General features: G+C 37.8%; 4 protein-coding genes. 2 read left to right on the forward strand and 2 right to left on the reverse strand.

What is annotated here, in order from left to right; translation table 11 throughout:
* Window positions 1–30: 30 nt before the first annotated feature.
* Both KUA55_RS10455 and KUA55_RS10460 read right to left on the reverse strand, forming a co-directional pair.
* Window positions 31–2,136, reverse strand: a complete 2,106-nt coding sequence (locus KUA55_RS10455; protein WP_218326190.1) for a hypothetical protein — start codon at window positions 2,134–2,136, stop codon at window positions 31–33.
* A 421-nt stretch (window positions 2,137–2,557) separates the two neighbouring features.
* Window positions 2,558–14,206, reverse strand: coding sequence for a pectate lyase-like adhesive domain-containing protein (locus KUA55_RS10460; RefSeq protein ID WP_281419027.1), 11,649 nt, complete (start codon window positions 14,204–14,206; stop codon window positions 2,558–2,560).
* Between the two features lie 550 nt (window positions 14,207–14,756).
* On the opposite strand from KUA55_RS10460, the gene KUA55_RS18325 reads away from it, so the two are divergent.
* A complete protein-coding gene (locus KUA55_RS18325; protein ID WP_246601485.1) occupies window positions 14,757–15,725 on the forward strand; it encodes an Ig-like domain-containing protein in 969 nt (322 codons plus the stop codon).
* A 104-nt stretch (window positions 15,726–15,829) separates the two neighbouring features.
* On the forward strand, window positions 15,830–16,369 hold the full coding sequence (locus tag KUA55_RS10470) for a hypothetical protein (protein ID WP_218326193.1): 540 nt from the start codon (window positions 15,830–15,832) through the stop codon (window positions 16,367–16,369).
* Window positions 16,370–16,494 lie beyond the last annotated feature (125 nt).

Raw genomic sequence — 16,494 nt, forward strand, 5'->3', positions numbered from 1 at the left:
GGTTTTGTTTCTTCCATCTTGTTCTCCTTTCTAGCTAGTCACGGTCGCTATATCAAAATGCAACGTGTAACTGACATTTTTTATCACATCATAAGGACCAGAAAAATTCCCAGTCACATAAAGATCTGCACCATGATCTGTCTGCCAATAAGGAGTCAGGCTCAAACTTGCGGTACTGCCTTTATTTGCTAACAACGGTCCCCACTTGACTTCATCTTGGGAATCATTTTTTTGGGCAACTAATGAAAGTGCCAGCTGGCTGTCTTTTCCTTCAGTTAATTGATCCACCAAAGTAACGTCACTAGCAGAGCCGCTATTCACGGTTAAATTATTCAATGACAAACTGCGGGTAGTATTCCCGTAATTAATCACTTGATAATTGGCAAAGTCCAGATTGTCTTCTTTGGTAATCTTCGGTCTGAAGGCCCAAAAATCAATCGTAGAAACAATAGATAAATCCTTATACTCTGGAACAGTGACGGTCGCCTGTACCCAATCCGTTGTCGCAGTTGCACCAGTCGTACTTGCGACTGCTTGACCATAGACATAGTAATTTCCCGCCGGCAAATTACTAAAGCTCAGTGGCGCATCTGGCACAGCTGAACTAGTGATTTCCTTAGCAGCATTCGGATTGGTTGTCAACATTTGATCATAAGCTGTTTTTATATCAGCCTGGGTCGTCAATTGTTGGCTACTTAATAAATAGCGCATCGAATTATTCCGACTCTTCATTGTTTTATAGCCGGAAGTATTGGCATCGATTCGACTGACGCCACGACCTACCGTTTCTGCAGCAGTAATTCCTTCTAAAGACAGCATTCTTTCATAAATAATCGCTGACTTTCCGCTGTAACTAGTGGAATTAACTGTCTGCCATTGATTGTAAGGAACCTTATCCACTAAAGTCGTCGTCACACCATTTGCTTCTGAGTTAATTTGGTACAAGCTATTAGAATCATCTTGCCTCAAAAAATTTGCTGTCCCTTGTGCAATCGCGGCTTGGGAACCAGTAGAACGAAATGCAACTTGACTCGTTTTATTGGCATAGATATTTACTGTTTTAACATTCATGCCCATCGCCTCAGTGGAAAAATTCACTTCCGCATCTTCACCAGTCGAAATATTCATCGTTGATTGCACTCGAATCAGATCGTTATAGGTAGGTTGAAATCCATTGATGCGATTAAAATTAAACTGGGCACTTTTCCCGACATTCAAATTCATCGAACCATTGACATAAAACAATCCATATTTTCCAGATTCAATATTGACTTGAGCATTCTCTTCCAGATTCATCGTGCCATTACTTTTCATCCAGAACACGCCCTCGCTACTAGAGGTATTCTGATGGATCTTAGTGACACTGTCCTTTTTAAAATTAATATTGCTAAAGCCTTCGGAAAATTCTTGGTTATCACCACCTGAACTATCAACATAAAAATCATTCGTTCCACTGAAATTCAAAGTATTATTCCCCACATCTGAATAAAAGGGCTGACCCCCACGACTGACATTGTAGGTGACATTTTCAATATTTACCTGATTTCCTGTGGCATTGCTGGCAACAGTAAGGATCCCGTAATAACTACTAGCATTTTTGTAATTGATATTTTTTAAGGTTATGTTCAAATTATTTAGTCGGACAACAAAATGAATAGCTGTATAAGCTGTCCCAGTATAGGTCAGATTATAATTTCCACCATCAATCACTGTATTCTTATTAATCACTTGCCCAGTAAAGTTATAGTCGATATTGTTTAAAAACTTTATGTACAATGCATCAGATCCACTTGGAATAGCATTAGCCAAAGCACTGGATAGCTCACTGGCATTGGAAACTAGAAAAGGTGCTGTACTGCTTCCTGTTTGGGTCACATCCGCAACTGTTACTTGAGGTTCGTCAGAAGTTTCTGCCACTACTTCTTCATTTTCTGATGAAGCCGTATTAGATGAAGCTACATCAGATGAAGATGCCGTACTTTCTGTTGTGTCACTCGTTATCGCATCATTAGATTCTGGTAAAGTATCTGTTGTCTCGGAACTTTCTACCGTTGACGTATCTGCAGCAAGTGATTGAACCGGCGATAAAGACATCAAGATTACAAATAATAAAAATAAGTTAATAAGTTTCTTCAAAGTTCAACCCCTCCACAACAAATTTGGTTCTTAACCAGTCCCGAAATAGTATAATCTTTAATCATTATTTTCAAATAAAAAGTCTAAAATAATTCGTTTTGAACAAAATATTGTGTGAATTTCTTATTTCTTAACACAAAAAAACGTGATTATATTAGCTGATTCCAATCGTTATTTAATAAAAAGAGACAATCGTTAATTTTTTATTAAGAGGAGGTTGATACACCGATTCATAAGGCTTTTTCGCCATATACACTTTCCCTAATAATAATACTATTGTTATTTTTGGATTTTATAATGATTATTTTTAGTCATTCTCAATCAGAAAATTCTTTATTTTAAAAATAAAGAAACCGTGTGAAGTTTTATACTTCACACGGTTTCTTATTTGATTCTCAGAAGCTTGAAGAGTGAGCATCCATTAATCTGTCACACTGTCATCTTCTTTTTTCTTTTTGGCTAATGCTAGTAACACAGATCCTACAGCAATGAATCCACCTAACATAGCTAATTGTGCATTTTGTGCTTCACCAGTTTGTGGCAGGGTACCTTTACTTGATGCTGCAGTACTGGTATTCCCTGCTGCCGTTGTACCACCTGATCCGCCAGTCCCATTCGATCTATTACCAGTGGTTGGTAATAATGAACTTCTTGAACCAGAAGTACTTTGCGATTGGGTAGTAGATCCTGAATTACTGATACTTTCAGAAAGCGAATTACTGATGCTGGCCGCTAATGCACTATCACTATTGCTGGCACTGATTGATTCGCTAATCGATGCACTAGTCGAATTGCTAAGCGATTCATTGATGAACCGACTTTCCGACACGCTTGTGCTATCTGATTGGCTAAGTGATTCAGCATTTGAAAGGCTATTAGAAATGCTGGCACTGATCGAGCGACTTAACGATTCCGTTTCTGAAAGACTATTCGAGATACTTCCACTGATCGAACGACTTAACGATTCGAGGTCTGACAAGCTATTTGAATTACTATTAGAAATACTTGCACTAATCGAACGGCTGAGTGATTCGTAATCCGAAATGCTATCTGAGTTACTATCGGAAATACTTGTACTGATAGAACGACTTAAGGACAACTGGTCTGAGACGCTATCAGACACACTTGCGCTAATCGAGCGACTTAACGATTCGTAGTTCGAAATACTATCAGAGTTACTGTTTGAGATACTTGCACTGATTGAGCGGCTCAGTGATTCGTAATCTGAAACACTATCTGAATGACTATCAGATATGCTCGTACTAATCGAACGGCTTAAGGATGATTGATCTGACAAACTATCAGAAACACTCGTGCTGATCGAACGACTTAGTGATTCATAATTCGAAATACTATCAGAGACACTGGCACTGATTGAACGACTTAAGGAATCCATACTATCTGACACACTCGCACTAACTGAGCGACTCAGTGATTCTTGATCTGAGATACTATCTGAATTACTGTCAGAAATACTTGTGCTAATTGAGCGACTTAACGATTCGTAGTCCGAAAGACTATCTGAGTTACTATCAGAGATACTTGCACTGATTGAACGACTGAGTGACTCGTAGTTCGAAATACTATCAGATACGCTGGCGCTAATCGAACGACTCAAGGAATCCATACTATCCGATACACTCGCACTAACTGAGCGACTTAGTGATTCATGATCCGAGATACTATCTGAATTACTGTCAGAGATGCTGGCGCTGATTGAGCGGCTCAGAGATTCGTAGTCTGAAAGACTATCTGAGTTGCTATCAGAAATACTTGCACTGATTGAACGACTTAATGACGATTGATCCGACAAGCTATCAGAGATGCTCATACTAATCGAACGACTTAGTGACTGGTAATCCGAAACACTATCGGAATTACTATCAGAAATACTTGCACTGATCGAGCGACTTAATGATTCATAGTCTGAAATACTATCAGATATGCTGTCACTGATTGAACGACTCAAGGAATCCATACTATCCGATACACTCGCACTAACTGAACGGCTTAATGATTCGTAATCCGAAACACTATTGGAATTACTATCAGAAACGCTAGCACTGATCGAACGACTTAATGACTGATAATCAGATAAACTATCGGAGTTACTGTCGGAAATACTTGCACTGATCGAGCGACTTAATGAAGTTTGATCTGACAAGCTATCCGAAATACTCATACTAATCGAACGACTTAATGATTCTTGATCTGAAAGACTATCGGAATTACTATCGGAAATGCTGGTACTAATTGAACGACTTAATGACTCGTAATTCGAAATACTATCCGATACACTCGCGCTAACTGAACGACTTAAGGAATCCATACTATCTGAAACACTTGCACTAACTGAGCGACTTAGTGATTCACGATCAGAAAGACTATCGGAATTACTATCGGAAACACTTGCGCTAATCGAACGACTTAGTGATTCGTAATCCGAAGTACTATCTGAGTTACTATCTGAAATACTTGTGCTAATCGAGCGGCTCAACGATTCATAATCCGAAATGCTGTTAGAGATACTATCGCTAACTGAACGGCTTAGTGATTCGTAATCAGAAACACTTGTCGAATTACTATCTGAAATGCTAGCACTGATCGAACGACTCAATGATTCTTGATCTGAAAGACTATCGGAATTACTTTCAGAAACACTTGCGCTAATTGAGCGACTTAGTGATTCACGATCCGAAAGACTATCGGAATTACTATCGGAAACACTTGCGCTAATCGAACGACTTAGTGATTCGTAATCCGAAGTACTATCTGAGTTACTATCTGAAATACTTGTGCTAATCGAGCGGCTCAACGATTCATAATCCGAAATGCTGTTAGAGATACTATCGCTAACTGAACGGCTTAGTGATTCGTAATCAGAAACACTTGTCGAATTACTATCTGAAATGCTAGCACTGATCGAACGACTCAATGATTCTTGATCTGAAAGACTATCGGAATTACTTTCAGAAACACTTGCGCTAATTGAGCGACTTAGTGATTCACGATCCGAAAGACTATCGGAATTACTATCGGAAACACTTGCGCTAATCGAACGACTTAGTGATTCGTAATCCGAAGTACTATCTGAGTTACTATCTGAAATACTTGTGCTAATCGAGCGGCTCAACGATTCATAATCCGAAATGCTGTTGGAGATACTATCGCTAACTGAACGGCTTAGTGATTCGTAATCGGAAACACTTGTTGAATTACTATCTGAAATGCTAGCACTGATCGAACGACTCAATGATTCTTGATCTGAAAGACTATCTGAATTACTTTCAGAAACACTTGCGCTAATTGAGCGACTTAGTGATTCACGATCCGAAAGACTATCGGAATTACTGTCTGAGATACTTGCGCTAATAGAACGACTTAACGATTCATAATCCGAAGTACTATCTGAGTTACTATCTGAAATACTTGCGCTAATCGAGCGGCTCAACGATTCATAATCCGAAATGCTGTTGGAGATACTATCGCTAACTGAACGGCTTAGTGATTCGTAATCGGAAACACTTGTTGAATTACTATCTGAAATGCTAGCACTGATCGAACGACTCAATGATTCTTGATCTGAAAGACTATCTGAATTACTTTCAGAAACACTTGCGCTAATTGAGCGACTTAGTGATTCACGATCCGAAAGACTATCGGAATTACTGTCTGAGATACTTGCGCTAATAGAACGACTTAACGATTCATAATCCGAAGTACTATCTGAGTTACTATCTGAAATACTTGCGCTAATCGAGCGGCTCAACGATTCATAATCCGAAATGCTGTTGGAGATACTATCGCTAACTGAACGGCTTAGTGATTCGTAATCGGAAACACTTGTTGAATTACTATTAGAAATACTTGCACTAATTGAGCGACTTAATGATTCTTGATCTGACAGGCTATCGGAATTGCTATCAGAAATGCTTGCGCTAATAGAACGACTTAACGATTCATAATCTGAAACACTATCGGAATTACTGTCTGAGATACTTGCGCTGATTGAGCGACTCAACGATTCATAATCCGAGATGCTGTTAGAGATACTGTCGCTAACTGAACGGCTTAATGATTCTTCAGCTGATAGACTGATTGAATTACTATCAGAAATACTTGTACTAATTGAGCGACTCAATGATTCTTCGTCTGATACGCTATCCGAATTACTATCTGATAGACTCGCACTTATCGAACGACTTAGTGATACTTCATCTGACAAACTATCTGAATTACTGTCACTGATTGAGCGACTCAATGATTCTTCATCCGACAAACTATCTGATGTGCTGTCCGATAGACTCGCGCTGACCGAACGACTCAACGATTCTTCATCTGACACGCTATCTGAATTACTATCTGATAGACTCGTGCTGATCGAACGACTTAGCGATTCTTCATCTGACACGCTATCTGAATTACTATCTGATAGACTCGCGCTGATCGAACGACTTAACGATATTTCATCTGACAAACTATCCGAATTACTGTCACTGATCGAGCGACTTAGCGATTCCTCAACTGACAAGCTGTCTGAATTACTATCGCTGATTGAACGACTTAGCGATTCTTCATCTGACACACTATCTGAATTACTATCTGATAGACTCGCGCTGATTGAACGACTTAACGATATTTCATCTGACAAACTATCCGAATTACTGTCACTGATCGAGCGACTTAGCGATTCCTCAACTGACAAGCTGTCTGAATTACTATCGCTGATTGAACGACTTAGCGATTCTTCATCTGACACACTATCTGAATTACTATCTGATAGACTCGCGCTGATTGAACGACTTAACGATATTTCATCTGACAAACTATCCGAATTACTGTCACTGATCGAGCGACTTAGCGATTCCTCAACTGACAAGCTGTCTGAATTACTATCGCTGATTGAACGACTTAGCGATTCTTCATCAGACACACTATCTGAATTACTATCTGATAGACTCGCACTTATCGAGCGACTCAATGATTCTTCATCTGACACGCTATCCGAATTACTATCCGATAGACTCGCGCTGATCGAACGACTCAATGATATTTCATCTGACAAACTATCTGAATTACTGTCACTGATCGAACGACTTAGTGATTCCTCGACTGACACGCTATCTGAATTACTATCTGATAGACTCGCGCTGATCGAACGACTTAATGATTCTTCGTCTGATACGCTATCTGAATTACTATCTGATAGACTCGAACTTATTGAACGACTCAATGATTCTTCGTCTGATACGCTATCTGAATTACTATCTGACAGACTCGCACTTATTGAACGACTCAATGATTCTTCATCTGACACGCTATCTGAATTACTATCTGATAGACTCGCGCTGATCGAACGACTTAGCGATTCTTCATCTGACACGCTATCTGAATTACTATCTGATAGACTCGCGCTGATTGAACGACTTAGCGATTCTTCATCAGACAAGCTATCCGAATTACTGTCACTGATTGAACGACTTAATGATTCCTCAGCTGATATGCTATCTGAATTACTATCTGACAGACTCGAACTTATCGAGCGGCTCAATGATTCTTCGTCTGACAAACTATCCGAATTACTATCCGATAGACTCGCGCTAATCGAACGACTCAACGACTCTTCATCCGACACGCTATCTGAATTACTATCCGATAAGCTTGCACTGATTGAACGACTTAATGATTCTTCATCTGATACGCTGTCCGAATTACTATCTGATAGGCTCGCACTGATTGAACGACTCAATGATTCTTCATCCGACAAACTGTCTGATGTGCTGTCCGATAGACTTGCACTAATCGAACGACTTAATGATTCTTCGTCTGACAAGCTGTCTGAGTTACTATCACTGATTGAGCGACTTAGCGATTCCTCAGCTGATATGCTATCTGAATTACTGTCTGAAATACTTGTACTGATCGAACGGCTTAATGATTCTTCATCTGACACGCTATCTGAATTACTATCTGATAGACTCGCGCTGATCGAACGACTTAGCGATTCTTCGTCTGATAAGCTGTCTGAGTTACTATCGCTGATTGAGCGGCTTAGCGATTCTTCATCAGATACGCTATCTGAATTACTATCCGATAGGCTCGCACTTATTGAGCGACTCAACGATTCTTCATCTGACAAACTATCCGAATTACTATCTGATAGGCTCGTACTTATTGAACGACTCAACGATTCTTCATCCGATACACTATCTGAATTACTGTCTGATAGGCTCGCACTTATTGAACGACTCAACGATTCTTCATCTGACAAACTATCTGAATTACTATCCGATAGACTCGCGCTGATTGAGCGGCTTAATGATTCTTCATCCGATATGCTGTCTGAATTACTATCGCTGATTGAACGACTTAGCGATTCTTCGTCCGACAAGCTATCTGAATTACTGTCTGAAACACTTGTACTGATTGAGCGACTCAATGATTCTTCGTCTGACAAACTATCTGATGTGCTGTCCGATAAACTTGCGCTGATTGAGCGGCTTAACGATATTTCATCCGACAAACTATCCGAATTACTATCACTGATTGAGCGACTTAGCGATTCCTCAACTGACAAGCTGTCTGAATTACTATCACTGATTGAGCGGCTCAATGATTCTTCGTCTGATACGCTATCCGATGTGCTATCCGATAAACTTGCACTTATCGAGCGACTCAATGATTCTTCATCCGACAGGCTGTCTGAATTACTATCCGATAGACTCGCGCTGATTGAACGGCTTAACGATATTTCATCCGATAAACTATCCGAATTACTGTCACTGATTGAGCGACTTAGCGATTCCTCAACTGACAAGCTATCTGAATTACTATCTGATAGACTCGCGCTGATCGAACGACTTAGCGATTCTTCATCCGACAAGCTATCTGAATTACTGTCTGAAACACTTGTACTGATTGAGCGACTCAATGATTCTTCGTCTGACAAACTATCTGATGTGCTGTCCGATAAACTTGCGCTGATTGAGCGGCTTAACGATATTTCATCCGACAAACTATCCGAATTACTATCACTGATCGAGCGACTTAGCGATTCCTCAACTGACAAACTATCCGAATTACTATCTGATAGGCTCGCACTTATTGAACGACTCAACGATTCTTCATCCGACAAACTATCTGAATTACTATCCGATAGACTCGCGCTGATTGAACGGCTTAACGATATTTCATCCGATAAACTATCCGAATTACTGTCACTGATTGAGCGACTTAGCGATTCCTCAACTGACAAGCTGTCTGAATTACTATCTGACAGACTCGCGCTGATTGAACGGCTTAACGATTCTTCATCCGACAAGCTATCTGAATTACTATCCGATAGACTTGCACTGATCGAACGGCTTAGTGATTCTTCATCCGACAAACTATCTGATGTGCTGTCCGATAAACTTGCGCTGATCGAACGGCTTAACGATGTCTCATCTGACACACTATCCGAATTACTATCCGATAGGCTCGCACTAATCGAACGACTTAGCGATTCTTCATCTGACACACTGTCTGAATTACTATCGCTAACTGAGCGACTTAACGATTCTTCATCCGACACGCTATCCGAATTACTATCTGATAGGCTCGCACTGATTGAACGGCTCAATGATTCTTCATCTGACACGCTATCTGATGTGCTATCCGATAAACTTGCACTAATCGAGCGGCTTAACGATTCTTCATCCGATACGCTATCCGAATTACTATCTGATAGGCTCGCACTGATTGAACGACTTAGTGATTCTTCATCTGACAAGCTATCTGATGTGCTGTCCGATAAACTTGCGCTAATCGAGCGGCTTAATGATTCTTCATCTGATACGCTATCCGATGTGCTATCCGATAGACTTGCACTGATTGAACGGCTAAGTGATTGTTCGTCTGATAAACTATCTGAAACAACATCAGAAATACTTGCACTCACTGAGCGACTATTAAAATCACTTTCGGAATTACTTGCACTAATCGAGTTACTTGTGCTGTAACTTAGACTTTCTTCTACACTCTTACTTTCAGAAATTTCATTACTATCACTTCGAGAAATGGAGATCGATTGACTTACTGAAGCACTGACTGAGCGACTTCTTGATTCTGATTCACTTACTACAATAGATAAGGATTCTGATTCTTCGATACTTTCCGACGTACTGACACTTCTTGATGTCGAATAAGATTCACTTACTTCTGAATCAGAGTAGGATGTACTGATTGATTCGGAAGCTGAGAGAGATTCTTCTAGTTCTGAATCAGAATTAGACATACTAACTGAGGTTGAAATTGATAATGAATCATCTATCAACGAATCTGAACTTGATGCCGAAATTGATAACGAATCATCTATTAATGAATCTGAACTTGACGCTGAAAATGATAACGAATCGTCTATCAATGAATCTGAAGTTGATGCTGAAATCGATACTGAATCATCTATCAACGAATCCGAGATAGAGTTACTAATAATAAGAGATTCGGAAATTGAGATAGATTCCTCATATTCAGATTCTGAATCAGAAATACTTTCTTCTAAGGATTTACTTGCTGATATCGATTCACTGTTTTCAAAACTGGAAGAGATACTTTCTGATAAAGAAAATGAATCACTAATCTCTTCGCTGTCTGAAATTGAATCTGAAATGCTATCTGATATCTCTTCTGACATGGACAAGCTCATTGATTCTTGTAATTCACTATCAGAAACTTCAGCACTTTCTGATTCCCAGATAGATTTACTGATTGATTCTACTTCTGAATCAGATAATGACTTAGATTCTGAAACTAATTCAGAGTCGGATAAAGAAATAGATTCCGAAACACTTTCTGATTCACTAATTGATGCTGATTCTGAAGCTGAAATAGGTTCTTCAGCATAGGTAACTTCAAAGATCTGTGGTGTAGCATCTTGTTGTTGAACACCATTACTGGTTGTATCAAATGTTGAATTGGCTGCTAAAGCTTCAGCTAATGTGTTGTAATCCGTATCATTTGGCCCTTTAACAGTATAAATGAATCCGTATCTTTCTAAATCTGCATCGGTTTTCGGAAGTACAATATTTTCATTAGATCTTCCTGCCACACTAAATCCTGCATCTTCACCAATATTATTTGGAATTGGTCCATATAATTCAGTATCATCACCAGGATTGTGCAGTGGTTCGTTTGTTGAGGTGATTCCTGCAATTTGATAATCAGGGATTAATTCCACTGTTATATTTTGCGGAGTACCATCTTGCGTTGCACTTGCACCATTTGGCGTATTATCATATACGAATGCTTCAGCTGCTGGATCTATATGGTAGCCTGGTTCAATGATATCTGCACCAACTAGATCTTCAAGACTGATTTGTTGACCTGTTTTACCCGTATACGTTTTACTAGTTGCCTGTTCCGGATTATCCATACCAAGACCGTCAGATTTTGTAAAAGTGACGTTTACTTGTTGCATATCTGCAACGACATAAATTTGAACTGTATCAGGAGTCACTGTATCTTCGGGTACAACCGTACTAGTTGGTTGGGTAAATGTTTGTCTACTTGAATTTATTAACTCATCACCAGTTGCATAGTGAGTACCGTTTGGTAAGTTGGTTTGACCACCTGATTCAAATGGTGATTTCGTATAATAATCATTTGTCCAATCAATCGTATTTCCGTAATTGGCTGGAAGCAAGTTTGTACATGAAGCTTCTAATGAAGGTGTAACATAATCACTTTGTATAACAGCACCAGATTCAACATCAACATATTCATAATGAATATTTGGATTTGGTTTACCATACAGATAAATATTGTAAGTGTATTCTTCATTCTCCATTGGAACAATTGCTACACCAGCTTGTCCATTATCACCATCATCTTCCGTACTTGTTGGGTCGCCACCATCTTGGTTAGCACCGGTTGGTATTTGACTTCCAAGTGCCCACATGTAGTTTTCAGGAATTTGGTTCACATACTCTTCAGTTCTTAGTTGAATAAACTGACCAATATAATTATTTTCTGGTGTAATCGGTACATCGACTGTTTGAGCTGTTGAGCCATCTGATAAAATATAGTTGACTTTTATTGCACCTGGGTCAATTGCATTAGTTAAAATTTCTCTGGTCTTATTAGTAATTACATTCGAATAGTTTATAGAATTCCCATCAGCATACGTCAGCGTTGAATATTGTCCACCATAATACGACAAAGTAACGAATTTATCTCTAGCTGTACCTTCTGGAAGATTTCCTGAATAATTACTCTCCCATGAGTTTATGGAAGAATTATTCATCCTAAACTCACTGCTTCTACCGTTACCTGACCCTCCAACATAAAAAGCTTGCCCCTCTGCAGGAGCTCCTGAACCGTTTAACCTAGCAATATGAAGAGATTTCGGAGAAATAAAGTTTAATAGTGAACCACCTTCAAGTCGGACAACGTTATTAGAATTCCATTGTTCGAGATTTAAAGTTGTATTTGCATTGAAAACAACCGTACTTCCTTTTGTAAGGTAAAAAGCGTAAATACCAGTAGTTCTTGAGGCTGTCATGTTAAGATTTTGACCAAAAGTAATAGTTCTTCTTCCTGTATACCAATAAGTATCATCAATCAATCGTCTAAATCCGTCTTGATTCCAAGTTACATCATCCCCCACGTCCCATCTACCGTAATCGGAGAATACTGCAGGATAATCATTAGCTGTTACATTAGGATTTTCATTAAAGTCTAGCGTTGCACCATCTCCAACCGTAAAATAGCGATCAGCATGGGACCAACCTGGAATGCTTATATCATAAAAGTAAACAGCTGAATATTGACTATAGGCGGGTGTATTAGGCCTTGCTGTTTTTATGTTAGTATTATTGGCAATCGATAGACTACCAACCTGTACAAATTCATGATCAGTCTCTGCATAAATATTACCAGATAGATATACGTCACCTCCAACGTTATTAACAAGACGTGGAGATACTGCAGTTTGAGCATATACACCGTTAGTGTTAGGATCCGTTCTCGGTGTTAAATTAACATTATTAACATTAACTGTAACACCAGTCCTATAGTCATTTACATCTATTAATGCTCTATTATATCCTGCATAACTTGAAATTCTAGAGTCCGCACTATCCCCCTGTTGTACGTTCAAATCCGTAATGGTGACCTGAACAGTATTTCTTGCCATTTGAGCAGTCTTAGTCATTGCAAATTTAGATTGCCATAAATTAACATTATGACCGTTCCCATTAACAATAACATCCGTTCCTGCTGTACTAACATTCCTCAACATACTAGTACTGACTGCTGAAGTAGGTGCATCAAAATCTTGTGTAATATCAATAAATTTAACAGTAGTATCTTGCCACGCAGACTGAAGTTCTTGCCACGTTGTAACTGTCCTTAAGGTTCCTGCAGCTTCCGCATCAGCATGATAAGTATCAATATTAGCAATTGTATCCGGAACATCTACTGTTATAGATGTTGGTTTAGGAACAGGTGTAGGATCAGCAATTTCATTATCAAAATCTGTTCTCCCGTTTTCAACTCCTCCATCTGCATCACTTGCAACAGTTCCAAATTCAGCTAGAGCATAAGCTGAACGTGACGTAAAGTTCGTGACTAAATTGTTCTTTGCGGAGTATTCCGCTGCGGCTTCGATTAGATCGGTACTTGGTGTCAATCCATCTTTTAATCCGATGTTTAATTCATTGGTGTCTGAATTATGATCGACTTGTGCATCTTGGCTAGCTGCCGCTTCATTTAATTTCTGGTCAGTGCCTAATGCATCAGATATTGCCGGTTTTGTTGCTGAAGAATCTTCCGCTGTTGTATTATTTTCAGCTGCGGGTATGGTAGTCCTCTCTTGATTGGCTAAGAGGTCACTGGTATCCGCTTCTTTACCAGCATCGGCTTGTGTGTTATCAGGAACACCATACGATTGCGAAGCAAAGGCATTAATCCCTAATACACCACCAACAGCCGTAATCATGGCATACATCCAATGTTTGCCACTTTTGTACATCTTGTAGTGCTCTTTTTTGTTAGATTCTAACAGCTTTTTTAAATTATTTTTACGGCTCATATATCTCTTATTATCCCCTTTCTTTTGATTAACGTTTTTTTACTATTTCTTTACTAAATTAAGAAATAGCAGTCATCGTCATTTATAATTTTCTCATAAAATTTTATATTTTGTTATATTTGTGCCGAAAATGGGACAAATTATTTATAAACAATTATTTTAAATAATAAAAATGATAAAAACGCTAAAAAACAGTGTTTACAGACTTTAATATGTCGATAAACACTGTTTTACATTTATTTTATTAGTTATATTGATAATTTTTTTCAACTTACAGGGTTTTTTATTTTAATTTCATCGGAATTATTAACAATAATCCAATTTTTATTTTTAAAAATATAAAAAACAAATGAAATTATTTCATTTTTTATTAAAAAATGTTTTCTGACTGTCAAAATTTATCGAAATTGATATGTTAAATGGATTAGATATCTTTTTAGTTTGCAATAGCTGACGTTAGCAGACAATTACGTCCCAAAAATGAGACCTTTTATTTATAAATTTGATTCTCATGATATCCTTTTCTCATAACTAAGAAAGGGGTTTCACTATGAAAAAATTTACTAAGTTGTTTGTCGTTCTGTCTCTCCTGTCTACTGTGCTGTTAATTGGAAGTTCTTCATTTGCTGATAATGAAACTGTGCAAGCTACAGAATCAACCTTAGATATTAATCAATCGGTAAGCACTGACCCTAGAATTAAGAATGTTAAACCTGCCTACTATCCTGCAAGTCATAAAGGACCAACTTACCCTCACTATTTTGATTATGCGTATACTCAACCAGATGGAGATAACGTCTTCGCATACACTTTAGATAATGAACCTTTATATATAAATGGTTGGGACGGTAGTTACGGTAACGTTGATTGGGAAACGCAAGGAACATATATCACCAAATTCACACTTGCTCAAAAACAAGAGGATGGTTATTTAGACCCTGAAACTAACATTGAAACAGAATTTCCAATAATAATAATGGATAATTCAATTCCTATAAAACCAATAAAATTTAGCGCATTCAAAGAAACCCCTGAATATTCAGAACTTATGGACACAGTATTCGGAACTGATCACATTTATGGAACTGATAATTATGGTTTCCCATATAGAGTATCTAGTTTCAATTATTATTCTTTCGATGTAACAAATCCTGGCATATATAAAGCAGAACTTTACCTTATGAGCGATAGAAATAGAACACCTGGTGAACCTCCTAGTGATGCATGGCCTATTACTCATGTAATAGAGGTTCCAGTAATAGTTGAAAAATCCAATGATATTCAATTGTCAATATCTCCAGAAACTTTTAATTTACAAATTGGTAAAACAAAAATCCTAAAAACTACAATTACACCTGAGCCATCAGAAACTCCAAAAATTACTTGGTCTAGCTCTGATGAATCAATAGCCAGAGTGTTCAGTAATGGTAAAGTTCAAGGGGTTTCCGCTGGTACTGCAACAATCACTGCTACAACTGAAGATGGTCTTTCTGCAACGTCAACAGTTACAGTTGAATAATTAATACTTCCCCTCACTAATCAAGGTGAGGGATTTTATTTTCCATAAAAGGCTGAGTTACTTAAATTTTCTTATGATATAATTTATAAAAAAGGAGAATTGAAATGCTTTTTCTAGTAGACATACTCTTTATTTCTTGTTTTTTCATTTTAGCTCACTTATATTCTGAAAGAGCAGATGAAAATCACTTCATCAAAATTAATAACAGTGAACTTTGGCTGCTTCGAATTTTCACAATAGTTTACTTAATTTCTATAAGTTCATCAGTTGGTTCAATTATCAAAGTATTCATAAGTTTTCCCTTTCCAAATCTTGATTTTTCAAGCTTTGATTCATTAAGGTTCTATCAAATTATTATAGAGTTTTTACCATTTGTAATCTTATTTGGATTTATAATGATAATTAGTTTTATAATTGTTTATGTTGCTTATATGACATTTTTCGTTTGGTTTTATGCAAATAAAAAGCATCTTAAAATTAAACTTATGAGTAAAAAATTTATTATGTTCTGGTTAGCAATTTCTATTATGACTTTCGTTTTAATCTCTCCTTTCGAAGTAGTAAAATTAATAAGAGATATATTTACTATTTTAATAGCTGCATCGTTATTCAAAATAATTAATAAAAAAGACAAAAAAGTCTGAATGCTATTCTAAACATACATTTTTTCTTTTATTTTGGTGATTGAGCTGAGTTTTCTGCTATCTTGGTGGTTAGCCGATTACTAAAATCATCAAAAAAAAGACAAACACAAAAGACTATTTTACAG

It is taken from the genome of Enterococcus alishanensis (assembly GCF_019218635.1).
GTDB classification, from domain to species: Bacteria; Bacillota; Bacilli; order Lactobacillales; family Enterococcaceae; genus Enterococcus_A; species Enterococcus_A alishanensis.